Annotated in this window: 14 protein-coding genes and 1 pseudogene; 8 read left to right on the plus strand and 7 right to left on the minus strand. The window is 66.4% G+C overall.

Features of this window, described 5'->3' with window-relative positions; genetic code table 11:
• The first annotated feature begins 172 nt into the window (after positions 1-172).
• Positions 173-547, plus strand: coding sequence for a hypothetical protein (locus J2X68_RS38275; protein WP_310437230.1), 375 nt, complete (start codon positions 173-175; stop codon positions 545-547).
• A gap of 167 nt (positions 548-714) precedes the next feature.
• On the opposite strand, the gene J2X68_RS38280 is transcribed toward J2X68_RS38275, so the two are convergent.
• The 3 genes from J2X68_RS38280 to J2X68_RS38290 form a co-directional block, all read right to left on the minus strand.
• Positions 715-1,404, minus strand: coding sequence for an RDD family protein (locus tag J2X68_RS38280; RefSeq protein WP_310437231.1), 690 nt, complete (start codon positions 1,402-1,404; stop codon positions 715-717).
• Between the two features lie 475 nt (positions 1,405-1,879).
• A complete protein-coding gene (locus tag J2X68_RS38285; protein WP_310437232.1) occupies positions 1,880-8,821 on the minus strand; it encodes a polymorphic toxin-type HINT domain-containing protein in 6,942 nt (2,313 codons plus the stop codon).
• 75 nt (positions 8,822-8,896) lie between these two features.
• Positions 8,897-12,001: a LamG-like jellyroll fold domain-containing protein gene (locus J2X68_RS38290; RefSeq protein ID WP_310437233.1), complete on the minus strand. Its 3,105-nt coding sequence runs from the start codon at positions 11,999-12,001 to the stop codon at positions 8,897-8,899.
• A gap of 1,515 nt (positions 12,002-13,516) precedes the next feature.
• On the opposite strand from J2X68_RS38290, the pseudogene J2X68_RS38295 reads away from it, so the two are divergent.
• A pseudogene (locus J2X68_RS38295) lies at positions 13,517-14,326 on the plus strand (ATP-binding cassette domain-containing protein).
• Here J2X68_RS38295 and J2X68_RS38300 read toward each other — a convergent pair.
• From J2X68_RS38300 to J2X68_RS38310, 3 genes are all read right to left on the minus strand, one after another.
• Positions 14,234-15,691 (minus strand): UvrD-helicase domain-containing protein, encoded by a 1,458-nt coding sequence (locus J2X68_RS38300; RefSeq protein WP_310437234.1) that lies wholly within the window; start codon positions 15,689-15,691, stop codon positions 14,234-14,236. The pseudogene J2X68_RS38295 and the gene J2X68_RS38300 overlap by 93 nt on opposite strands.
• 179 nt (positions 15,692-15,870) lie before the next feature.
• Complete coding sequence (locus tag J2X68_RS38305; RefSeq protein ID WP_310437235.1) at positions 15,871-16,734, minus strand: DUF6083 domain-containing protein; 864 nt, start codon at positions 16,732-16,734, stop codon at positions 15,871-15,873.
• A gap of 169 nt (positions 16,735-16,903) precedes the next feature.
• Entirely contained in the window at positions 16,904-17,167 is a 264-nt protein-coding gene (locus J2X68_RS38310) for a helix-turn-helix transcriptional regulator (protein ID WP_310437236.1), read from the minus strand.
• A 149-nt stretch (positions 17,168-17,316) separates the two neighbouring features.
• On the opposite strand from J2X68_RS38310, the gene J2X68_RS38315 reads away from it, so the two are divergent.
• Both J2X68_RS38315 and J2X68_RS38320 read left to right on the plus strand, forming a co-directional pair.
• On the plus strand, positions 17,317-18,411 hold the full coding sequence (locus J2X68_RS38315) for a hypothetical protein (RefSeq protein WP_310437237.1): 1,095 nt from the start codon (positions 17,317-17,319) through the stop codon (positions 18,409-18,411).
• 291 nt (positions 18,412-18,702) lie between these two features.
• A complete protein-coding gene (locus J2X68_RS38320; RefSeq protein ID WP_310437238.1) occupies positions 18,703-19,194 on the plus strand; it encodes a hypothetical protein in 492 nt (163 codons plus the stop codon).
• A 56-nt stretch (positions 19,195-19,250) separates the two neighbouring features.
• Here the strand turns inward: J2X68_RS38320 and J2X68_RS38325 are convergent, their stop codons facing one another.
• Positions 19,251-19,541, minus strand: coding sequence for a hypothetical protein (locus tag J2X68_RS38325; protein ID WP_310437239.1), 291 nt, complete (start codon positions 19,539-19,541; stop codon positions 19,251-19,253).
• A 1,621-nt stretch (positions 19,542-21,162) separates the two neighbouring features.
• Between J2X68_RS38325 and J2X68_RS38330 the strand changes: the two genes are divergently transcribed.
• The 4 genes from J2X68_RS38330 (at position 21,163) to J2X68_RS38345 (ending at position 24,455) form a co-directional block, all read left to right on the plus strand.
• Entirely contained in the window at positions 21,163-21,309 is a 147-nt protein-coding gene (locus tag J2X68_RS38330; protein ID WP_159106605.1) for a hypothetical protein, read from the plus strand.
• A 153-nt stretch (positions 21,310-21,462) separates the two neighbouring features.
• Complete coding sequence (locus J2X68_RS38335) at positions 21,463-21,945, plus strand: GNAT family N-acetyltransferase (protein ID WP_310437240.1); 483 nt, start codon at positions 21,463-21,465, stop codon at positions 21,943-21,945.
• 67 nt (positions 21,946-22,012) lie between these two features.
• The gene (locus J2X68_RS38340; RefSeq protein WP_310437241.1) at positions 22,013-23,314 is read left to right on the plus strand and encodes a DUF6421 family protein; all 1,302 of its coding nucleotides are present in this window, start codon (positions 22,013-22,015) and stop codon (positions 23,312-23,314) included.
• 37 nt (positions 23,315-23,351) lie between these two features.
• Entirely contained in the window at positions 23,352-24,455 is a 1,104-nt protein-coding gene (locus J2X68_RS38345) for a SagB family peptide dehydrogenase (RefSeq protein WP_310437242.1), read from the plus strand.
• The last annotated feature ends 1 nt before the right edge of the window (position 24,456 follow it).

The raw sequence follows: 24,456 nt of genomic DNA on the forward strand, positions 1-24,456 counted from the left end.
ACCGGACAGCCTCTAACAACCTAGCCCCACACAAAGGCCAGGACCTGGGGAATTACGTGACCGTCGCCCCGGGGAATTACGCCGTCGTCCACACACCCACGGCGACGGGCTGGCTGAGGCGGGTTATGAGATCAACGTCTACACCTACAACGAGGACCACAAGGTGTCCTCCGTGACGGACTTGTCCTCGATCGCACGGCACAACAACAGCCTGGTCTGCCGGGCAGAAAAGATCGGACCGAAGTCTTACGCGATCTACTTCGACGACACCTACGACCTGTGCCTGCGCAAGGGGAAGCGGAAGTCAACGCCCACCCCTACGGACTCGCCCGAACCCACGCCCATCCATACGTCGCCGAAGTCCACGCCCATCTACGCGCCGCCCAAGCCTGCCGGGTGCACACCGAAGTCTCCGGCCGGTAACTGCTATCAGGCTGGGCAGTACTGCCCGAAGGCGTTGGCGGGAACCTCGGGTACGAACTCGTCGGGCACCGTGATCTACTGCCGGTTGGACTCGACGGACAACCGCTGGCACTGGCGGTACTGACCTCGCCCACGGGGCCCGCATCCGGAAGATCGCATGCCGGGGGTGTAGCTCCTCTGGAAGGACGGTCTGAGCCGGGGCATTGGGCGAATCGCCTGTATAGCGGTGCGATTGTCCCTCGGGGGGCCAACAACCAGCACCCATTACCATGCGACGAGATGGTGGAGTTGTCAGTACCGCACTACAGCGGTGCGCGCCGCACGGTCGTACTTGCTCTGGTGATAGGTCCCCCGGTCTTTCGCCATCTGCATCAACAGCATCGCGCCGACCAGCAGATTCAGCACCGGAAGTGACAAGAAGGCCCCCCGGTCGAACTCCCGAAGAAACGTGTCTTTCCAAGAAGGCGGAAGCGTCCCGTCCGACCACAACCGGACTACCCGCAGCCCGAAAATCCGCTTTCCGACCGTTGTGCCCCACCAGTGCACAAGAGGAAGGAAGTAGAGCAGTCCGCCCGCGGCGAACCCCACTGGCATGAGGACCAGCAGTGCGACGCCGTCGCTGGCTGCCGCCGCAGCCATAAATCCGAGGCACGCGAATACCGACGCGATTCCCGTGTCCACGAGACGGGCCGCGACCCTCCGCCCGTTGGACGCCAGCACTAGCACCGGATGACCCGTCGCCCCGGCAGCCAGCGCCGCGTCAGCTACATACCCCACGTGAGCCCCCTCCGGCCGCGCGCCCCGCAACGGGTCCATGCTGGCCAGATGATTTCTGTACCATTCCCGCCCCATCGCCCTGGCCACCATGGAGGGAACTCCCTCAACGCCTTCGCGATTCACCACGGTCACGACGCTCACCTGATACCTCACCACTAAGCCGACTGGAAGTTCTTGAAATAGAAGCAAATAGACGCTACGCACCTTCGAACACCCTCGATCACACAAGAGGATGCAACAGTCGACAGTGCTTCATTCCATTCCGAGCGGAAATTCAGAGAGCACGCTCAGCGTCGCCTATTCGGGACTAGCAATGGGGCCATCTCCGGGTGAGATATCGACTCCTACACATCCGACTACTTTAAGCGGATGCGGGTCGAGGTAGAGCTGAAAATAGAATCCAGCTCGTTCACGATCGTCCACGTAGGACACAAGAAGGCCCCTATCACCCATTCCAGCAAGACCCGCAAGGCATTCCGCGACACCGAAAGTCGGCTTGCCACGCCGCCGCAAGGTGACCATCCTCGCCCGGCAGATACCCAGGAGCCTCGTCGCCGGAACGGGATCGGACCAGACGTCGAAATGCGCTCCAGAGCGTAGTGCATTTTTAGCCCTACTACTGGCCTCGGAGTCGGATCCGAATGCGGCTAGCAGTTCACTTACAGATAGCTCTTTCATTTCACCCACCCGCAACACTTGCCCAGGTTTCCCCGAAGTCAAAACTAATTTCCGGGGCGTGAATTTCCCCGACAAGCAGATGCTCATCTTCGAAGAATGACTTATCCCATTGACTGCCATGGATTTGAATATTCCTCGATGGGCCCACGAGTGGATCTATATCTGCCACCTTGATGCGCATTATGACACCTTCCCCAACCCATTTCCCGTTCAGGCTCTGAGAATGATCAACCGCAACTTCGAGAGCATCCGACCAAGATGTAAAGACGGAATCCGTGTTATTTCCACCCACGTGATTTTCTATGCTGGCATTACCTCCGAGAGGTATCGCACGGCCTTGAGTGGCCGCATCGTAACTATCGTGCCCCACAGCAAGACCGCGATACAGATACCCGTCTGTATTCAAGTCGCAATTGTGGACCAAGATTGGGACGACGCCTGCCACAACATAGTACGTGTGAGTTATAGCGACCGTCAGATCATGGGTCAGGTGTGGACGGTGCCAGATCTTGACGGCAGCTATCTGAGCTACCGCGCCCGAAGCCTCGTGCAAGGTCATGCCGGGCTTGAGGTGACCCGCATCGACCCAAGCCCCCTCGGACTCCACCCAGAACGGGTGGGTCACCGTAGCCACGATCTTCGACGGCTTGCCATTGGCCGTGTCGCGGATCGTGACGGTGGCGAAGTCCTTGTCGTGCTTAGTGGTGATCAGTTTCTCGACGGTGCGGGACTGGCTCTTGCCGGTCTCGGGGTCGGTAGCAAGGACCTTGTCGCCCGGCTTGATGTCCTTGATCTGCTTCTCGTGGCCGTCGGCCATCAGGACCTTGGTCGCAGGCAGGAAACTGTGGTCGCACTTAGCCGCGCCGCTGCGGGGTGCAGCCGTCTCCCCTCGCTGACCGCCCTTGGCCGCGCCGGCCGCGGCCGTCCCCTCCGCAGCATTGTCCGCCGCCTTCGCCCCAGATCGGGTCGCTGCCTTGGCTGCCGAGGCCGTCTCGGTGCCCTTCGCGACGGCCGCCGCACCGGCCCCCGCGATGCCCATCGACCCGGCAATGACGGCGCCGCCTTCGGCCGCTACTCCCACCGATGCGCCCACCAGGGCCCCTCCGAGGCTGCCCGCCTCAGCACCAGCTGTGAAGCCCTCGGCGCCCGCCACCAAAACGGCTGCGCATCCGCCTGCGGTGGCGGCGACGCAGGCGACCACGCCCACCACCACTGCTGTGGCTACCACGGCTGCGATCACCGGATGCTGCTGGACGGCGTGGTAGGCCTTGTGGGCGACATTGGAGACGTGGCAGGACAGGGACCAGCCGCAGCTGTGGTGCGAGCTGCCGCCACCGCCGTGGGAGCCGCCGCCTCCACCGCTGTGGTGGGTTCCGCTGTCGTTGACCGAGCCGGTGTCGACCAGAGTGGACTTCTGGTCAGCCTGCGCGCAGCTGGTGCAGCCCTGGTCGACGGGCATCTGCAGGCCGGAGGGGTCGCTGCCTCTGACCGGGTTGTCGGCCGCGTAGGTGTAGCCGTCGATCTGCTGGGCGTCGGTGAGTTCCAGGATCGGGTCGTCGGAGACGAATCGGCCGATGGTCGGGTCGTACTCCCTGGCTCCCAGGTGTGTCAGGCCGCTGGTGGTGTCCTTGACGCCGGCGACGAAGCCCTTGTCTCCGAGCCAAGTGGCCGCGGTCGGCTGGGTGCCCCGTGTGTTGCCGAAGGGGTCCAGGCGGCGGCGGGTGATCGCCTGGGTGTTGGCGTCGACCGCGATTTCGGCGGTGTCGTGGGCGTCGGTGACCTGCCACTGCAGGCTGCCGGTGCTGCTGCGGACCGCGATCGTCTGCCCGGCCCAGCTGTAGTACCGGGTGCCCGTGGTCGTCGTGGTGCCCTTGGCGAGGCGGACCTCCGTGTCGCCAAGATAGAGCGTGGTGCCCGAAACGTCCCGGGAGAGTAGTCGGTTGCCGCCCGCGTCGTACAGGTAGGAAGCCGAGGTGCCGTCCGCGTTGGTGACCTTGGCGAGGTGGCCTTCGTTGTCCCAGTCGAGCGTCTGGGTCTTGCCGTCGAGCGTCCGGGTGTGGGTGTTGCCTGAGGCGTCATAGGTGTACGACTTCGAGGTCGTGGTGCCCGCGGTGACCGTCGTGGACGAGCTCAGGGTGTGGGCCTGGCTGGTGCCCGGCGTCGGGTAGACGAAGGACGTCGTACTGTCGTTGCCGCCCGTCGTCGTCGCATGGTCGACCTGTGTCTTGCGGTTGCCGAGGTCGTCGTAGGCGAAGCTCTGCCAGTACGGGGCCGGGCCGCCGAGGACGGCGGTGGAGGGGTCGGCGGAGCAGCCGTCGGTGGCGGTCCATGCCTCGGTGAGGCGATCGTGGCCGTCGTAGCGGTAGCACTGGACGTCGTCGGTGGCGTCGGCGTGCGTGGCGACCTTGTTGGGGTTGCCGTAGTCGTCGTAGGTGTAGGCGGTGTCCTGGACGGGGGCTGTCTGGGCGTCGTCCGTGACGAGTTCGCGCTTGAGGCGGTGGGTGCCGTCCTCGTAGGTGTTGGTGATCTGGAGCCACTTGGCGGTGTCGGACGAGGACACCCCCAGCGTCACCTGACCGATGTCGCTGAGCTTGGTGTAGTTCGTCTTCTGGACATAGTCCGTGGCGCCCTTGAGCGTGGTGGGCATACTCAGGTCGTTGTAGCCGTACTCCAGCGACTCGGAGGGCAGTCCGCCGGCTGCCGGGTCCGAGGTCACCTGGACGGTGCCGTCGAGGTTGTAGCCGATCGTCGAGGTGTACGAGCCCGCCAGGGCTTCCTCGCCGGTGACCGAGGGGATCGTGACGCGCGTCAGGGTCGGCCGGTACAGGGAGTCGTAGGCGCCGACCTGGCTGATGTACGCCTTGCCCGAACTGCCGCCGACGTAGCGGATCGCCGACGTGGGCTGGCCTTTGGCGAGCGAGTCATACGTCCATTTGGCGAGCTCGTGGGCGGCGTCCTTGGTGGTGCCGTCGTACAAGTCGGTCTGACGGCCGAGGACGTCGTAGGAGTAGCTGAGGGTCTTCGCCTCGGCGGTGCCCACCGCGGTGGTCGTGGAGGCGACCTGGTCCAGTTCGTTGTAGGCGGTGGTCGTCGTGCCGGCGTCCGGGTCCGTGGCGGTGGTCTTGCGGCCCATCAGGTCATAGCCGTAGGACCAGGTGTTGCCGTCGTCGTCAACGACCGACTTCAGGCGGCTCTTCGCATCGTAGGCGTACTTGATCGACGTGTACGAGCCGGACGGGCTGCCGTTGTCGTACTGGCGGGTCTCGGTCGTACGGCCAAGGGTGTCTGTCAGGGTCGTCGTCGCGATGCCGCCGTTGGGCGGTGTGACCGTCGTGCGGTCGCCGCCGTACGACGTGGAGGTCGTCCACCGCTTGGCGCCGTTGGCGTAGAAGTCGGCTGCCGTGGGCCGGCCCGCGCCGTCGTAGGTGGTGAGGGTCTGGGCGGGGACGGCGGAAGTGATGGTGGCCAGGGTGCCGGACGGGTTGGACGTGTCCGTGTAGTCGGCGTCGGCCTCTACCGCGAGGCCTCGGCTGTCGTACTTGGTTTCGGCGATGACGCGGCCGCCGCCCGGCGCGGGGGTCTGCGTCTGGCGGGGGCGCAGCAGTGCGTCGTACAGGGCGTAGGTGGTGTCGTAGGTCGTGCCGTCGTTGTTGAGCTTGCCGGTGGTGACCACCGAGGCGGCCGTGTTGGAGACGGAGTAGCTGTAGACGAGGCTCGCGGACTGGTTCGAGGCCTTGGACCGGTTGGCCAGCCACAGTCCGGTGACGCGGCCGAGACCGTCGTAGGCGTATTCGGTGCGCTTGCCGTTGGGGTCGACGACGGACGTGGCGACGCCGCGGGCGGGGTCGAAGGTCGTGGTCGTCCCGTACGTCTTGGCATCGGAGGTGAGCGTGCTGGTGAGCGGGCCGCCTGTGGCGGGGGTGTACTGGGTGGTGCTGACGGTTGCCGAGTTTGTGTCCTTGACCGAGTCGACGCGGCCCTGGCTGTCGTAGTGGCTGGTGGAGACCGTCTGGTAGACCGGGGTGCTGCCGCTGTAGGAGGACAGCCGCTGGGTGGAGGTTTCGTCGCCGATCGTCGGTGGGGCGCCGAAAGCTTGGCTGTCGTAGAGGGTGCGGACGTCGGAGACGACGTCGTCCGGGCGGTTGGGCGTGGCGCCGCAGGCCACGTCGACCGTCTCTACCCGGACGGGGAAGGCGCGCAGCCAGGCGGTGGTGTTGTCGGCGAAGGTGGTGCGGGTGCACTGCTCGTCTCCGGTGACAGCGGCGTCGCCCGAGTCGTCGACGGTGAGCGCCGCGCCGGTCGTGGCGTCGTAGGTCGTGGTGACAGTGGTGTCGCGGGTACCGCCGGAGGACAGGTCGGTGCGGGTGTGGACGGTCTGGGCGCGGGTGTAGGCGGAGGCGCGCGTGCCGTCCGTGCCGGTCTGGTGGATCCACGGGTCGGTGATCGTGCCCGACACCTCGGCGCTGCCGTTGTAGGTGATCGATTCGCGTACGGTGCCGGCGAGCGGGTCGGCGTCCGCGACCGCGGTCCCGGTGGAGTCGGTCACCTTGGCGGTGCGCGTGGTCCCGTCGGCCTGCTTGTCGCCGTCCATGCCACGGAAGTACGTCGAGACGGCCTTCGTACGGGTGGACTGCGCGTCACCGGACGTCGATGTGACGCTGCCGTAGCCGCGCCAGACCGACCATGTCTTCCGCTTGGCGGGAGCGGTGATGTTGTCGCTGTCGTAGTGCCAGGCCGGAGCACCGTTGTAGGTGTAGTCGGTCTCCTTCAGCGGGGCGCCGCCGGTCGGGTCGGACTCGGTGACCTGGGCGATGACGTATTTGTGGAACCAGTCCAGCTGGGGGTCGGTCGTGTAGGGCGGCTGCCAGAAGGTGGGGAAGCAGCGCAGGGTGTCCGAGTCCGGGCTGCTCGGCATGGTCGTTCCCGCGACGCACTGGGGGTCGGAGTAGTTGACCGTGAGGACCGAGCCGGTCTCTGAAGTGATCGTGCGGACACGCCACTTGACGAGGGCGGCGATGTTGTCGTGCGTGGTGTCGACGCGGTTGAAGAGCTGGATGCCCTCGAAGGTCACTGGCGGCATGGCCGTGGTCGCGCCGTCCTTGCCGGTGCGGGTGATGGACTTCAGCCACAGACCGGCGGAGGTGCCGTCCCCGGGGTCGGGGAAGGAGTGCGCGAGCGCCCAGGAGTCGACGTCGCGGTAGGCCGGGGTCGCCAGGCTCGCGTCCCAGATGCTGGTCGTGACGCCGGTGAGGCGCTTGCGGGAGAAGAACGTCGGCCCGGTCGCGTCGCACACCTTGCCGGAGGCGCAGATCTGGTCGAACGGCACGTCCGGCCAGTGCGAGGCCGTGCTGGAAGTGAGCGAGGAGCAGTCCTCGGTGCTGGTGACCAGGCAGCGTTCTGCGGTAGTGAAGGTGACCTTTTCCGGAGCGGTGCCGAAGACAGTGGAGGCGGTGATGCCGTAGTCGATCCGGCTCAGGTAGCCGCCGCGGTCGTACACCGTGCCGTTGGCGGTGGTGGTGCCGTTCTTGGCGTAGTAGTTGGTCTCCTTGGTGTACCAGTACGACATCGCGTTGCCGTGCGGGTCGACGACGTAGTCCAGGTTCCAGCGCCAGGCCTGGGTGAGGGCCCGGCCGGAGAAGGCGGTGCCCTGGTCGTATCCGGGCTCGCCGGAGTCGTCACCGAAGACTGGTGCGGTGTAGGTGGAGTTGGTGACAGCGGCTCCGGTGGTCCAGCCGGGCAGGCGGTTCTTGCCGAAGACGTACTGGGTGCCGTCCTCGGTGGTGACCGTCCAGTACTCGCCGTCGTCGTCGCCGTTCGTGGCGCCAGTGGAGTGGACGACGCGCTCGCCGTCGTCAGTCTTGGGGTGCCAGGTACCGCTGGTCTTGTCCTTGATCAGGGGGCTGGACTTGCCGCCGAGGACGAGGGTGGCGTTGTCGTTCGCCCAGCACTCGTCGTTCTTGTCGCTCTGGCCGTCGTCGTCGCAGGAGTCGTAGGAGCGCTCGATGTAGGAGGTGGAGAGGTCGAAGCCCTCACCGGCCCAGGACGGCTGGTTGTTGGTGGACGGCAGCCGGCCGTCGATGCTCTGCGAGTCGTAGGTGATCGCCAGATTGGGAGCGGGACCGCCGTTGGAAGGCGGCACGGACAGCGGGTACGACCAGGTGAAGTCACCGCTGGAGCCGCCGGCGTTCCACGCGGCGGACGGGTTGAGGGAGGTCGCCTGGTAGGAACCGGCGCCGGAGGAGGGGGCGGTGGCGGTCGCGGCGAAAGCGGTCACCGCGGAGGAACTGACCGTGGCCGTCGTGGTCAGGGTGCGGTGCTTGACGTCGTTCGTGGTGGCGACGGGTGTCGTGGCCTGGCACTTCTTCAGGGCTGGGGTGGTGAGCGCGCAGGCCGGGAGGCGTACGAGAGTGAGGCGGGAGGCGTAGTCGCCGCCGTAGGCGTTCGCGAAGCCTGAGTAGTCCAGGGTCAGCCGGGTGCTGGCCGCGCCCTTCCGGCCGTCTGCGCGGGCCACGGAGAGCACTGTGCCGTTGATACCCAGGGCGGTTGCGGTTTTGTGCGCGGCCACCCTGACGGCCACTTTGGCCGGGGCAGCGCCCTTCGCCGGGGCGCTCACCTTGACCGGGAGCTTACCGACCGAAGTGGCCTTGGCCAGGGCCGCCTTGCCCGCCACTGGCAGGGTGGCTGAGGAAGCGATGGGCCACGCGGCCGGCTTCGCGACTGCGGCGGCTGTATGGGCGGCGGCGGCCTTGGCCGGGTCTTTCTTCGCGAACTTCTTGGCCTTGAAGGGCTCGGCCGTGCCGTTCTTGACGTCGGGCGTGTCCACCGTGTTGTGCCCGTGCCGCTCGGTCGCCCAGACGGCCGGGGCTGTGCCCAGCCCCGCGGCCACCAGGGCGCTCGCTGTGACAGCGACGACCCACAGCCGTGTCTGCCGTAGCCCACCCATGACTGCACTCCCCATCGTGTGACGTGTAAAAGGTCCGCTGCTGATCTGTCGCGTGCGCCGTGCCGGCGGACGGTCTTACAGAGGGATGGGCACTTCGTTGACGTACATCTGGTCGATGGCGGTGTCGGACATCACGCCCGTCCACACCCGTACGTCGTCCACGAGGCCGTGGGCGTAGTCGCTGTAGGCGCCTGTGCTGATTCGCCCGCGGCCGATGTTGAAGGTGCCGGTGGCCTGCCAGGGCTGGGTGAAGACGATGCCGTCACCGGTGTCGTTGTCGGTGTCGGTGTCGCCCTGGGCGCCCTGCCGGACGCCGTTGACGTAGAGGAACAGCTGATGGTGGGCGCCGTCGTAGACACCGGTCAGCAGGGTCCAGTCACCGGGGTCGACCAGCTGGGCCGAGGCGATGTTGGCGGGCACTGTCACAACGGTGCCGCTGGTGGTGTCGGCGGTGGTGCGGCCGAATACCCACATGCCCTGAGTGGAGCCGGCCGCTTGGTCGTACCACAGGCCCCAGGAGTCGCGGACGCCTCCGGACTGAGTGGCGATCCTCATGTGATGAGCCACGGACGTGTCGGACAGCGCCGACGCGTCGAGTTTGGCCCAGGCCGCCACGGTGAAGTCGCCCTGCGAGTCGACGATGGGGCCGGTCGCGGTGGCGTTGGCCGTCGACGTCCCTGTCAGGGAGAGGACGTTGCCCTTGCCGCCGTCGGTGTCGGTGGTCCAGGTGCCGCCGGCTGCAACCGTGGCCGGGTGGCCGTATCCGGAGGAGTCGGCGGCGCTCGTTCCCGAGGTCTCTTCCATTGCCCACTCGGCGGCAAGGCCCGGCCGGGCCTGGCCGGTACTCGCGTCGGTGGTGGCCTGGAGGTCGGCGATCTCCTCCTCGGAGAGGATCCGGTTCCAGACGGTCACCTCGTCGACCTGGCCGGGGAAGTAGTTGGAGTAGTGGCCTCCGTACTGGCCCCGGGCGATCTGGAGTCCGCCGGTGCCCTGCCAGGCGGTGGTGTAGGCGACGCGGGCACCTTGGGGGATGCCGTTGACGAAGAGCTGGATGGTCTGCTCCTGCGCGTCGTACACACCCATCAAGTGCGTCCAGACACCGGCCTCCGGGAGAGCGGTCGAATTCGAGCGGACGATGATCGGGGCTACGACGTCGGTGGTGTACCGGTTGAAGACCCAGGCGTTGTAGGAGGTCGAGTAGTACAGGGCGAACGCCGACCCGTTGACGCCGGCCTGGGCCAGGGCCACGGAGTTGTGGGAAAGGTCGTCCAGGCGGGCCCAGGCGGACACCGTGAAGCTCTTGGTGGTGTCCAGCACCGGGGCGGTGGTGGCCGCATACGATGTGGTGCCGTTGGCTTGCACCGACTTGCCGAGCCTCGCGTGGTCGGACCAGGTGGCCGATCCGGCCAGCGTTGCGGTCTTGCCGCCGATCGTGTCCGACGCCGTAGCACCGGTGCCTTCGTCCATGGACCACTGGGAGAGCGGTCCCGCCCCGGCCGCGACCTTGAACGTGTAGGTGTAGCTGCTCGAGGCATTACCCGCCGAGTCCCAGGTCTGCACGGTGAGGGTGTTCACACCGCGTACATCGGGAGCAAGGGAGATGGCGTAGCTGGCCGTCGCGGCCGTGAAGGTCTTGGTCCGCACCGGGTTGTCATTGAGCTGGTACGTGTACTTGACCACGTCGGTCGCGCCATTGGCCTTGAGCGTGAAGGACGCAGGCGCGCCCACACCGCCGTAGGCCGTGCACACATCCGGTGCGTCCGGACTCGCACACTCCTGATACGTCGCGGAGTCGACGTCCGGCTGGACGGGAGCGGAGGTGTCGACCCTGAACCAGCAGGCTGTGCTCCAGGCTGAATACATGTAGCCGGTCGTGATGCCGAAGGTGTACTTGTACTGGCTACGGGCGCGGAACCAGTAGGTCTGGCCGCTGGTGAGTGCCGCGGTCGTCCATGTACCGGCCGTGCCCGATGTCGTGTAGGCCGACGGACTGCCCGAGCCGACCAGGGGGTCGCCGACGTTCGCGTCGTAGCGGTACACCTCGAAGTTGGGGCGCAGTGTCGACTGCGAGCCGTCCGCCGATTTCGGCGCTGCCGTCAGCGTCGGGGTCGCGTCACGGATCACGGCGGCGGTGCCGAGGCTCGTCGCGCACGCCACGCTCGGGCTGGACAGCTTCACGCCGGTCGGCGTGGACGGCTTGGACACGAAGGTCACCGAGAGGGTGGGCTTGGTGTCCGAAGGGGAGGAGAACTGCTTCCAGGCGATCTCGTCGTCCTCGTCGCTAGCGCGCAGACCGAGGGTGGTGGTGGCGGAGGATTGTCCGGCCGTGTAGCTGACGGCATTCGTCGCATTGAAGGAGACGTTTCCGCCAGGGCACGAGGACGAGTAGCCCTTGGCGGCGGTGACCGAGTCCACCTGGGCAGACCACGATGGCTGCGCCGACCACTTCGTCGATGACGAGATCGACCCGGTGCGCCACAACTGCACTGCCTTGGCTGTGCAGTTCGCCGACCACACCTCCAACGCCGTGAAGGTTGCCGAGAGGATCTTCTTGCCGCCCAGGGTGTGGGTGTCGAACTGGTAGAGCGAGCGGGCCTTCTTGTTGTCGACCCAGGCGTCGTAGCCCACGCCGAGGGAGTGCGAGGTCTTCCAGAAGGACGTGGAGGGCGAGCTCGACCACACTGTCGTCCAGCCGGAGAGGGAGGCGCTGGTCGTCTGGGGGTCCAGCACCACGGGGTAGGTGGTGTCCGGGTCGTCGAGGAACGAACGGTCGGGCGTCAGCGTCAGCGCGGTGTCAGAAACCGTCACGTCCATGACCTGCGACCTGGCCCCCGGGGCCGGATCGTCCAACGCGCCATCTCCCGAGGCCGCAGCAGGGTCGGACGCGGTGGTCGCCGCGGTGTACGAAGCCTTCGAAGCCGTGGCCGAACCCGTTGGGGAGGCGGAGACCACCGACGAGTCGTACATCAGCGCGGTACCAGTGGTGAACACTGGGCGCCCTTGGTCGTCCACCAATGCTGCTCCGCCTGCACGCGTGTCGTAGGCGGAGACACCGTCCGCGGAGACAGGAAACACGATGCTCGACAGCTTCTCGTTCTGAGCCGCGTCGCGGGACTTGACCACCAGATTTTCACTGAAGCCGTCCGGCGTGGCCTGCACCACCAGATCTGTCCCGGGCATGACATCTGCATACGTCGCTGCGGAGCCTGACAGCTTCGGCGTCGGCAGCGTCCACGGGGAACCGACACTGTACGTCTTTCCGTCCCGCGTGATGATGGCGAGCGGGTCATTCGAGCCACCTCCGGAGAAGGTGACGTCCGCCGCGGCCGCCTTCGGCACGACGGCACCAGACGAAGTCGTCTCCAGGTCGGTGTCCACCGGGACCCACCCGGATGCCTTCTTGATGCGCACCGGTACTGGATCGAACTCGACGGTGAACGTGCCGTCAGGCTGGGCCGTAACCAGTTGGGTGGGAGTCGTCTCCGCGCCGACCTCGACCGGCGAACCGGAGTCTGTGGCTTTGCGCGATGCGAGAGCCTCGGGCGACAGGTCGCTGGCGTCGGCCGTCACCGGCGAGGCTTCCGATGCTGTCGCGGCATCCGCCTGGGCAGTAGCAGCGCCCATCACGGGCACGAGAAGTGCCGATGCCACGAGCCAGGCCATATGCCCTGACACCCGTCTGCCGCTCACGCCCGCGTCGCCGATACGACGCACCCCGCCCCGCCCCATGTCCCCCACCTTGCATTTACAGATTCATCACAGCCGGGTGATCAAAGCCCGGGCGGTCACCTCACGTCAATCAACCGCCGGAAGAACCAATTGCACGAAGTCGACCCATAGGCGACATTAGAAACGCAAAGAAGATAGATAGAGCGAGCGATGCACTCACCATCAACAGGTAAGGGAATCCCAAAGAGTTCGACCGCAAACGGCCGTAAACCCAAAAGATCAACATGGAGAGGAAAACCTTTTCCCACCTACCAAGCACACAGTAAGGCCACAGAGAATCACTTGCGCCGAGGCGGAAACCCGAGCCTCTACGTCGCCGCCGACTCGCTTCGCCCATCCACCGGCTACCGAGGCCACGCCATCTACGTCCTGGGCCACCGCTCCGCCAACTGTCATCGCAGACAACCTGTCTGACCAGTCCTCATGCCCACGTGACGCTGACTCGATCACCGCGTAGGCCTGCGGGCTGCTCGGGGGAAGCCACAACTGAGGTGGACACCCACCCTGAATCTGCACTGGGTGGAGACGTTCACCGGGGTGCGGATGAAACATTCGAGGGGTTGTTGAAGGTGTTCGAGAAGCCGGGTGGCGGGCCGCGTATCGGGCGGCCATGACTCTGCCGCTTGCCGGCTGAGCGCAGGGAAAGCGGGGGTGGAGTGGCGACGTGCTGAGTAGGTCGACGGTTGTCACTGGTCGCCCCCACTTCCATCCCGTCCGCCGACGGCCCATACACCGTGGACCGGGCGTGCGCAGCGGGCTGCTATGAAAGGCCTGGATGCCAGGGGCCGCGTCGGCTCGGCTTTGCCTGGCTGAAGAAGTTGTTGTTTCCGTCGATCGCAGATGTCGCGGTGCTGTCGGTAGCTGGCGCCCCGCAGTCCGTGTAGGTCGCGGACCGGTGGCACCTCTGCACAACCTCAGCGGCCACCGAGCGATGCGTCACCCAGCACCGCCAATGTCGTCGACGGAGTGAGCCTCAAGGCACTGCCCGGCAAGGTCACGGCCCTGGTCGGTGCCTCCGGCAGCGGTAAGACCACCCTCGCCCGTTGCCTGGCCGGACTCCACCGCGACCACGACGGAGAGATCCTCCTCGACGGTATACCGCTGCCCCGCAGCCTGCGCGATCGCAGCCGTACACAACTGGCAGCCGTGCAGTACGTCTTCCAGGACGCGCGCCGCCTTCGCCGAACACCGACCCGTCCTGCACCAGATCGCCCGCACCGCAATACGGCTGCGCGGCACTGAGACCTCCGCCGCGATGCAGGAGGCTCTGGCCGCGGCGACCGGTCTCGGCCTCCCGGAGGACTGGTGCGCAGACGGCCCAGGCAGCTCTCCGGCGGTGAACTCCAACACGCGGCCCTCGCCCGCGCCCTGCTCACCCGGCCTCGCTTCCTCATCTGCGACGAGATCATCTCCAGCCTCGACACGATCACCCGCCGGGAGATCCTCAACATCCTCACCGCGCTGCTCCAGGACCGAGACGACCTGTCATTCGTCCTGATCGCCCACGATCTGGACACCGCCCTGGCCCACCGCATCGCCGTCGTGGACGCCGGCGAACTCATCGAGCAGGGACGCCCCCCCCGTGACACGATCACTCCTCCGGTTAGCGACATCCTGGCTGCGCCCCGGCGGTCAACGAGATGCCAGCGGCAGCCATGTACAGACAAGGCGCTCTCCCCCACCTCAGCGAGCTGTGCCGTCGGGGTGGTTATGGATCCAGGACAGTCCTCCCAGGTCGAGGCGCTGCCGGGTGCGGGTTACCGCCACATAGGCTAGGCGGGCTTCAGCGTCGTCGATGGGGGCAGGGGATGTGCTCTGGCCTGGCTGGTCGCTGTTGCTGTCGTGGGGGCGGGCGAAGTCGTCTGCGATGAGCACGTGGTGCCATTCGCGTCCCTTGGCCTTGTGGGCGGTGGAGACAGCTACCTGGGCGTGCGATTCGGGAACCAGGTGGGCCACAGCGGTGAGGATGGCGTCGGTGCCGTGTGTGTCGATGAGGTTGACCAGGGGCTGTAGGTCCCGGCCGGCCGGGTCGTGGGAGGCGTAGTCCTGCAGGTCCCCCCAGGAGGGGAAGAGGACCAGTTCGGGGTGGTGGGTGCGGCGGCCGTCTTTCAGGTCGCGGGCCGCGAGGGCGAGGGCTTGGAGGTTGTCTCCTCCGCCGGCCAGGGCTACTCGGCATCCGGTGGTCATGAGGGTCATGACCTGGGCCATGGCGCCGACGTTGGTGCGGCACAGGACAGCGTCCGGGCGGGTGACGGGGCCGAGTTCGGTGGCCAGGTGAGGGGTACCGGTCAGGCGGATGGGGGCATCGGCGAGGTGCAGCCAGCGGTTGGCTTCGGCCGCAAGGGCGGGGCCGAAGCGAAAGGACTGGGAAAGGGTGAGCTGGGTGCCGTCGAAGCCGGTCATGACGTCTTTGGCGCCACGCCAGTGGTAGATGGCCTGGGCTGAGTCGCCGACCATGATCAGTTGGGTGTGGTCGCGCTGGCTCAGGAAGATCTGTTCGACGACGGGGTTGGTGTCCTGGGCCTCGTCCAGGAGCAGGAAGTCTGCGTCGATGCGTGGCCGGGCGAGGGCCCAGATTTTCAGGTAGTGGTCGTGGTCGAATCGGACGGCTCGGCCGTCGTGGTGTTGGAGGTCTGCCCAGGCTTTGCGGGCGAACGGAATGAGGTGGGCGGCGAGTTCGACATGGTGGGCTTCCAGGCCGCGCAGATGAGGCACGTGGCTGGGGGTGATGGCCTCGTCGGCGGTGTGACAGAAGCGGGTCACGGTGCGCAGAGTGGCGTTGGACAGGGCGCGTTGGGTGAGCTCGCGTTCTCCGATCCGGATGGCTTTGGTGAGGCCGAGTGCCTGTCCGGTCTGCCAGGCCGGGCGGCGGGGGGCGTTTAGGCGGCGGGCGTAGCGGTGGCCGATGGCGGCGTAGGCGAGGGCGTGGGCGGTTTTGCATTGGACGGTGGGTGGGAAGCGTGTGGTGGCGTCCCTGGCGATGGCGCGGTTGTAGGCGAGGTAGCGGCCGCGGCGTGTGGTGGTGCGGGCGAGCAGGTTCAGGGTGGTGGTTTTGCCGGTGCCGGCGCCTGCTTGCAGGGCCAGGTGGGCTCCGGCGTGGAAGGCGTCGGCTGCGGCGGTCTGTTCGTCGGTCGGGGTCATGGTGCGGGTTCCTCAAGAAGGTCGGCTGAGCGCGTGTCCGCTGGTGTCGAGCGGGTGGCCGAGGGGGTCAGGCGGATGGTGTTGTGGTTAGCGGCGAGGGGCCCTGCGGCATGCGGCGGCGTGTTGGGCCGGGCTGGGTACTCAGGTGAGGACGCTTCCCAGAGTGGTATGGCGTCGCTCTACTGCGGGCGACGCTGTGCGGTGGGCGGGGGCAGGTGAGGGTGGATGTGGGCTGCGTGCAGGAGCGGGTCGAAGGGCTGCCAGGCGGCCGGGGTGAGGTCGGCTGCGCCGGGTGCGGTGGCGTGGGCGGGGCAGCGCTGGGTACGCCAGCGCAGTTGCTCGGCGTAGGCGAGGTGCTGGAGGTCGTAGACGGCCATCAGTTGTGCGGACAGGGTGAGCTGTCCGGGCTGGGGTGCTGTGGGCAGGAGTCTCCAACGGCCGGCCGGGATGCGGGGGTCGTGTACGGGGTGGGTGCAGCGGTGGCGGTGGCGGGTCTGGGCGATGCAGCGGATGTCTGCGGTGGGTCGGTCGCCGAGGTAGTGGGTGAGGAGGATTCGGACGACGGGGCGGCGGGGGTGGCCTCGGTCGGTGTGTGGGGCTGTGGTGGCGGGTGTGCAGGGTGCTGGGGTGAGGGTGCCGGTGTCGATCAGGCGGCGGGTTCGGACGGCGAGGTGGCGCCGGAGGGGGGTGAGGCGTGGGCCGGTGCGGGCGAGGGAGACCCGCTGGGGGCAGAGCACGGCGTGCGGGATGCGGCACCACCCGCTGCCGTCGTCGTGGGGATGGGCGATGCCGCCGTTGAGATGCCAGCGGCACGGGGCGGGGACATCGGCGGCGGGGACTTCCGCGGGGTGCAGGGCGAGGGGCCGGCCGTTGGCGCGCTGGTGCCAGTCGATTCGGTTGCCGCAGTCGCGGCAGCGGCCTGTCTGTCCGGCGCGCAGAAGACGGCTGGGGCTGTGGGCGGCGATGTACAGAGAGCGGCGGGGACGGATGCGGCGGGGGCTGCCGTCCCAGTGGCGGCCGGAGGAGACGGGGTGGGGGTGCATGGCGGGAAGGTGCCAGGTCGCGTGCGGTGGTGGGCAATGCGGCGGCGCGCGTGCCCTCCGGATGGCGCACAGTTCCCGAACATGTAGACGACAGCCTGGCGGGCAGTTCGATGCCTGCTCGTCGGTTCGGGTGATTCGCGGGTGCCGCGAGGGCGTGGCGGTGGCGGCTTCAGGAGGTGTGGTCGCCGGGCGGGGTGTGGTCCGCGCACAGGGTGCCCAGCAGGTGTTCGACGGGAACATCGAAGGCGTGGGCGAGGGTGTGCCAGGTGGTGAGGCTGCCGGTGGTGCGGCCGTGTTCGAGGTCAATGAGGGTGCGCCGCGCCAGGCCGCTGCGGCCGGCGAGTTCATCGAAGGTCCAGCCGCGCTCGCCCCGCAGGCGCGCGAACTCGACGCGCAGCGCGGTGAAGTCGGGGTCGGGCGGCAAGATCGTCACTCCACCATCCGACGGTGCAGGACCCTGCCCTGTCAGTGCAGACTTCTGCACTATCTGCCGGTGCGGGAGTGACATTCGCGGTGCAGGAATCTGCACTACGGTGCGTCCGGTCCCGGCCCTTCAGCCGCCGGGGCACCGGTCATCGCCGCGTGGACGGACGGGAGGACGACCAGCCGATGAGGCTTGCCGGCGCGCAGGGCGCAGTGCGGCGTATCTGGACGGTGGAACTGAGTCCGCGGGCAGACGGACCATGTCTCATCTGCCCTCACTGCACCACCCCTCCCCCTTCCCTCAAGGCGTCCTCCGCGCGTTCCATCGCCCTGGCGCATCTGGCCTGCCATGCCCGCGCCGACACGCTGCCCCTCCATCTGCGTACCTGCCAGTGCCGCGAGCGCGGCTGCTCCTGGCATCCGCGTCACCGCGGCTGCGGCGGGCCGGTGCTGCTTGTCCTCACCCGTGACCGCAGCGGCCGCACCTGGCGCCTGGCCGACGCCTGTGCGGCCTGCGCGGCGGCGACGAGCCATACCGCCGTCGTGCCGGACACGCTGCTCGGCCCTCGCAGAGTCGGTCCGGAAAGCACTCCATCGGCCCCTGCACGTGACAGCTCGCGGACCGGACTCGACGAACGGGTACGCGTGCGGGAAATGCTCACCTACCTGGCATCGGCACTCCCTCACTTCACCTCCCCCGACGCCCGGCTGCTGGCCCTGCAGTGCGCCCTGCGTGCTGATACCTCCAGTCAAGTCCGGCTCCCGGCAGGCCTGCTGCGCGGCATGCGCCTGCGGGGACGTCAGGAACTGTGGGCCGAACTGGCCCAGGGCCGGTGGCTGGAGATGCCGGTCCTGAAGTCGGCCCCGGTCACGGTGCGCCTGCTCGATGCCGCAGTCCTGGACCAGGCTCCGGGCCGTGGCGCGCGCCGTCGCGCCGCTCACTGGGCACTTCACGGCGCGCCTCTCGTCCCGCCTGCCGGAGCACCGCCAGTGGTGCGACTTACGGCACTTGTGCTGTCGGTGTACTCCTCAGAGCCCGCTGGACATGGCACCGACATGGATGTTCTCGCCCGCTTGTGCGGGTGTTCCCCGAGTCAGATGGGAGAACTCATGGACAGGCTGGTGGCCATCCGCACCTTGGCGGTGTGGCATCACAACCGGGAGACCGACGAGACGATCTGGCATCTGCCCTTGCGCCATGCCCACCCTCGATTCCCCGGCCGCGCACCCCAGTTCAGACCCGCCATTCACTGACATCGGCGTACAAATGCGCGGGTCTATTCCAGCGGTCCGTAGTATCTCTACGGCAGGGCCTTGTGCACTGACGTCGTTCTTGCCCGATATCAGCCGGGAGGAGGGACTCGTGTGTGCGGCAAGCCCCCTCGCCTCCAGCTTCAATCTGGGAAGGTTGTGCACCTCATGTCTGAGTACGCTTCCACCACCGAACTGACCTCGCAGTACGCCGCTTAGGTCACTGGCGACCTCGAAAACAATACGAAAGAGCAGGAACGTATCAGCGGCGAAATCACCGTCCTGAGCGAGCAGTTGGCAGCACTCCAGCGCAATCACACCGTACTGCTCAGCATCCAGCAGGCCATCAACACAGTGCCGACGCAGGCTGAGTCTGTGGCGTCGGACGGCATCACGGTGCCTTCTCCCCGCAAGAGGACGGTTGCCAAGTCCGGCACAGGCAAGCGGGCACAGCCGAAGAAGAAGACCGCGCCCAAGTCCGGTGCCACCGCGGCCGGGAAGAAGGATCCCATCAAGGCAGCCGGGGCCGAGGCCCCGAAGACAACCCAGCCGACTCTGGTCGGCCTGGTCCGCGGCTACCTCTTTGAGCAGAGCGAACCCCGCTCGGCAGCGGAGATCGCCACGGCCCTCGGCCAGGCCCACCCCGAGCGCGGCGTCAAGACCACTGTCGTACGCACCACCCTCGAAGGGCTGGTTGCCAAGAACCAGGCTCAGCGCACCCGGCAGGGCACATCCGTCTTCTACACCACCGCGGCCAAGCCGCAGACAGAAGCTGTGGACAGCTGAGCCTGCACAGTCTCTCCCCCGTCCCCCCGCACCACAGGGACACCGATGAGGGACGATCAGCCTGACAGGCCCAGTTCGCGGGCAGCCTTGCGGGACTGCGGAGGCGCCGAGCACACCAGGTAGCGGATTTTACTCGGGTCCTGTCCCATGACCTCGGCGGCAGCGGTGCTGCTGTAGTCGAGCAGGCAGTGCAGCACCAGGGCGTCGTACTGCAAGGCGGGGCAGTCGATCAGCCGCGGCGGGATCAGGCTCTGGGAACGGATGCGGGTGCTCAGCAGCGTCCAGGCCCGGGCAGCGGGGTTGGGATGGCCCACGATGTGGGGCCATCTGACGGCGAGTTCACCCATTGCCCGTCGCACCACACGGTGTGCATCCCTCTCGGGCAGGTGTGCACGTGCGTAGGCGAGGTAGCGGTCGCGGTGGAGAGTGCAGAAGGCCTCGAAGGCGGGGGGCAAGGCCGGCGTCAGCGCAGCTGGCCGGAGGACGGACGGGGCTTCCCCGCGGGGGTAGAGGGCTAGAGCGTGTGCCGGTGAGGTGCGGTGGGGCCGCAGGGGGGTGTGTCGTGTCATCCGAAGACCTCGACGGGCGGGCTGTGAGGGGAACTTGCGGACAGCGGCAGCGGTGGGCCGGCTGCGGCAGCGCGTGCGGCGTCCCAGAGGGGTCGCAGGGGGGCGGCTTCGGCACGCAGGGCGGTAATGAGTTCCTCGACTGCCTCCCAGGGGGTAGGACCGTGCCATGCAGCATGGCCGTGTGCCGCCGCCGGGCAGTCAGGCAGTCAGGTCTCCGAGCGCCATGGCCCATCGCACCCCTGAGGTGCTCCCAGCAGGGCCCTGGCGGGGACCGCGACACTCACCATCGGCGTTGTTGGGCGGTAGGGCGGCGCAGTGTCATGGACAGCCTGGCGTGCTGCGCAGGACACGAGCAGTGAAACGGATGCGAGCGCGGCGGGTGGCGTGGGCGGCCAGTTCAGCTTCCATTCCTCCTACCAGCGTGCGCGCTGCCGAGTGGGCAGCAGCAGGGTGCGGATGGTCAATACGCGTGCGGATGTGCCGTGCGCGGAGGGTGCGGAGAACGGCTGTCGCGAGATCGTCGAGTTCGCGGCCGACGGTGTGAAGGCCTGCTGTGCGGGCCACCGGGGCGAACACCTCAAGGGTTTCGCGGGCCGTTCAGTAGCGGGTGACCGAGGGAGACAGGCGCTGGTACGCAAGTTGTGCAACCGGCCGACGAGTCTGATGGTCAGCACGGTCATCTGCTGCGACGGGCCAGTAGGGGGTGTTGACAGTTCGGTGACGCTGCCGGCCGGCAGGCTCGGACCGAGCAGGGAGGTGGGGATGGCGGCCGCCAAGCCAGCGATGTCGGTCCCGAATCAGTCAGCCAGACGGCTGAGCGGATAGGCGGTTTCCTCAAGGTCATGCAGCAGGGCGGCAGACACAACTGACGGCGGCATGCACGGCCAGCGGCGATCGCTGCAACCGTGAGGCAGTGGTTACGGATCGGGCCTCCGTTGCGGCGCAGGTGCCCCTGCTGCCAGAAGGCAGCCCCTTCATGGGTGAGTTCAAGGAGCGTCGTATCGGCATAGAAATGGCGGGTGCGAACGAGGGCGAGGACGTGGCGCGTTGCCGCATCGGGCGGTTCGTAGTCCTCCCGCTTGGTACCAAGCGGGAGGACTACGCCGGGGACCGTGACCATCGGAGTTAGCAGCCCTTACGAATGAGCCAGACGGCAAGAAACGAGCCAGATTCCAGGCCGACCTGAATAAACGTGACGTTCACCTCGAAGACTGCATGCGGCCGAAATCCATCGACGAGATCAACAGCAAAGTGGTTGAAATGGGCACACCATGCACACTCTTACAGGCAGCGCGTGGCCCTCTTTGCGCCTCCTGTCATGACGGGATGGATCTTGCGCAAGAAAAATCTGCAACGTAACTTTCACATTGTCAGTCCAGTTGCCACGTAAGGAGTTGAGATGCTTTCTCCGATCGAAGAGACCGCAAAGACCGGTCTGAGCACCGACGACGTCGACACCGAGAAGCTCATCGCCCCGATCTTCGAGATCGAGGTCTCCGAAGTCGAACCGGCCCAGATCATGCCCAAGCAGGGCTGTATCCGATAGAACGCAGTTGACGGCGGTGGGTCAGTGCTGCCTCTGCGGCACTGACCCACTTCTTTTCCGTCCCCACTCCGGGGACATCACTGGTGAATGGAACGCAGAATGCGCTCTCCTATCCCTCTCGTGAGGGCAGCGCAACCTCGAGATGCGCAAGAGGTGGCCGAAATCCAAGTCGTCACCTGGCGACAGGCTTACAGCGAAATCCTTTCTGCAGAAGAGCTGGAAGCACTGGATGTCGACAGGTCGGCAGATTTCTGGCGTGAGCAGGTGGCCTCCTCGACGGTGGCAGGTACGCAGCTCCTGGTGGCACAGTCAAGCGATCAAGTCGTGGGCTTCTCGTCTTTCGGACCGGTCCGAGACGAAGACCTCAAAGGTGATCGCGTCATGGAGCTCTACGCCCTTTACGTGCATCCTTCGCTCTGGAGCGCCGGAGTGGGGCACGCCCTGATGTCAGCGACCGCCCAGTACTGGTCGGAGCAAGGCGTAGCCGAGGCGACTCTCTGGGTTTTTGAACGCAACGATCGCGCGCGCACCTTCTACGAAAGGTCCGGCTGGCGACTCGACGAGCGAGTCCGTCCCACCGGAGAGAAGCCTGCCGAGCTAGAGGTCCGCTACCGGCTCCAGGCAAGACACATCTGACATGCCTAGGTGACTCGACATCTCAACCCGGTTACCACGGAGGCTGTTTACCCGTAAGGAGAGCACTTTGCTTATCAGCCAGCAGCACAAGCCGGCCCACGTCCATCTGAACGGACCCGCATCCCGTGCGCTGGCGGGGCACTCCGAGTGGCGGCTCCTTTGCGCTGCTGTTCGCCAAGGTGCCGCGCACAGCGAAGTCTTTGAGCGTTTCACGGCTGTCCGCTCCCATCTCGCCGTTGCAGGAATAAGCGAAGGACTCCTCAACGGCATTGCGACAGGTTTGCACGGAGGTTCCTGGGACGACGCCGTCAGCGCGTTCACTCACTCTCGCGGGCAACAGGTGAACTTCTATCTGGGTCCCATACGCACTTCTGAGAATGGCCCGTCGAGCATGGGGCTTATCATCCTTGAGCGTCGGCCTCATGCCGCGCAGACGGTCGCCATGCTGGAACAGGCAGCGAATCGAATCGGCACGGCGATGTTCGGTGCTCCATGCTCCTTTATGGACCGGCTCGTTGAGTTCTACGACATGACCGCTGCGGTGGGCCCTTTCGAAGAAGCCGGAGCAAGTAGCATCGCCCTCTTTACCCCGTTCTACTTCGACGGGTGGTCAGATGTCGCCCGCCAGCACGAGACCCGCCGGTCTTTGATCTTGCACAACATAATCCGTGCCCGGTTCGACCGTCTCACCAGGCCCTTCCTAGACGGTCTTCGCATCGACACGCGTCTCTCGTCACTGTGCGATGCCTCAGACCAGCAAATCGACGATGCTTTCACGCTTTGGCTCACCCTGCACGAGATGATGCACGCGAGTGGCCCTATGCCTCTCTTCGCAGAACCGGGCCACAAGCTTTCCCTCGGCATGGACTACGGGCCAGTCGAGGAAATGCGAACGGATATGAGCGCCTTCGTCGCTCTAGGGGTCCTGGAAGGGGAGCTAGGCGAACGTGCCAGGCTGGCCCAGGAGCTAGTCCTGGCTGAGCGGCTAATGCGGTCCGTGCGGGTAGGCAACGCGCTGGACCCGGAGGCGAACGGCATCGGGAAGTCGCTCGACGGAGAACATGGCTGCCTCTGGGCCGCCGCGCTTCACGTGTCGGGCGCGCTCCGTGTCGAAGCGGGGCAGATGCATGTCGACTGGGAAGACGCACACGCAGCAGTTCGCGCCGTCCTCGGTGACATCTATGCGGGAGAGTCAGCTGCTCGTAACTCCCTTGACGCGCCCCAGGAACTCAGCAATCAGGCCGCCGGCCTCCGCCGGAAGGTGTTCACTCAAAGCGGCCAAGGCTACGCCTTGCCGGTGGCGCTGGAGAGGCACTACCGCACGGTCACCGGTCCCGACCGGATCGTTTTGACCTTCCAGGACTGCTGAAGATTTCGACCACTACCTCAGACAAGGAAACGGTGCGTTGAAAGTTCGATGTGCGCTTGATCTCCAGATACGCAGCGTCGCTGGCGATGTCTACCTGAGAAGCCCTCGTGAGGCCCGTTCGTTCGGCGGCGGCACGCTCAGCGACACGCACCTGATGGTCTTCCTCAGTGAACTCCAGGAGTGGACCTCGATCGATGCGGCCGCAGAGCGCATCGCCGCGCTTACGGGGGTGACCGCTGCAGTTGCCCGACCGGAGGTGGATCGCCTGCTCGCAGCGGCCATTCTGGTCAGCGATGACGAATCCGGTGAGCAACGTCAGCTGTTCTCCGGCAAGGCCCTGTGGGACGAGTACGGATGGGGCGATGCATTCGCCTATCACGCATCGACCGATGCAATTCCCCGCATCGATTACAGGCACCAAGACGGGCAGCGTCAGGATGTGGCGCTGATGCGCGAGTACTCTTCTGCGGAGGCGCCGCCGCCCGTCTATATGCCCGCTGTCTCGTCGCGCATCACGCCACTCCCAGAACCGGGGCGAACGCTCGGTGTCTCAGTCACGGCCGCATTGGATGAGCTCGCCCTCGAAACAGCTGAGGCCGCTCCCGCACTGGACGCACTGACCCTGTCACGGATCCTGTGGTTCGGCTTCGGTCAAACCGGAACCAAGAAGCTGCCGGTGACGGGTGAGCACATCACCAAAACCAGCCCCTCCGGCGGAAGTCGGCATCCCACGGAGGCTTACGTCTTCGCCTTGAACGTGGCCGGTCTCGCCCGCGGTGTCTACCACTACGGCGTGAAGAACCACGAACTTGAACAACTCCAGGACGGCTTGGACGAGGACTGGGTGGCCGCAAACATCATTGGTGTACCACGGTGGCGCATCGCTTCGCCAGCAGCCCTCATACTGCTCACTACACGTGTACAAGTCAGCATGTACCGATACCGCGAAAGCAATTCCTACCGCGTCCTGCACTACGACACAGGGCACGTACTCGAAACTGCGTCTCTCGTCTCACGCATGCTCGGACAGACAGCCTTCCGTGCCTTCTCCATGAATGAACAGGCAGTTGCTGGTTTGCTCGGAAATGACAGGCTCATGAACCCGGCGATGTCGTTCATGGCCATCGGTTGGGAGGCCTGAC

The organism is Streptomyces sp. 3330 (genome assembly GCF_031456635.1).
Classification (GTDB): domain Bacteria; phylum Actinomycetota; class Actinomycetes; order Streptomycetales; family Streptomycetaceae; genus Streptomyces.

Excerpts from the sequence above, each read along its gene's own strand:
- J2X68_RS38325 (WP_310437239.1), bottom strand. The coding sequence starts at position 19,541 with ATGGGTGAACTCGCCGTCAGATGGCCCCACATCGTGGGCCATCCCAAC.
- J2X68_RS38300 (WP_310437234.1), bottom strand. The coding sequence starts at position 15,691 with ATGACCCCGACCGACGAACAGACCGCCGCAGCCGACGCCTTCCACGCC.
- J2X68_RS38290 (WP_310437233.1), bottom strand. The coding sequence starts at position 12,001 with ATGCCCGGGACAGATCTGGTGGTGCAGGCCACGCCGGACGGCTTCAGT.
- J2X68_RS38285 (WP_310437232.1), bottom strand. The coding sequence starts at position 8,821 with ATGGGTGGGCTACGGCAGACACGGCTGTGGGTCGTCGCTGTCACAGCG.
- J2X68_RS38305 (WP_310437235.1), bottom strand. The coding sequence starts at position 16,734 with ATGCACCCCCACCCCGTCTCCTCCGGCCGCCACTGGGACGGCAGCCCC.
- J2X68_RS38330 (WP_159106605.1), top strand. The coding sequence starts at position 21,163 with ATGCTTTCTCCGATCGAAGAGACCGCAAAGACCGGTCTGAGCACCGAC.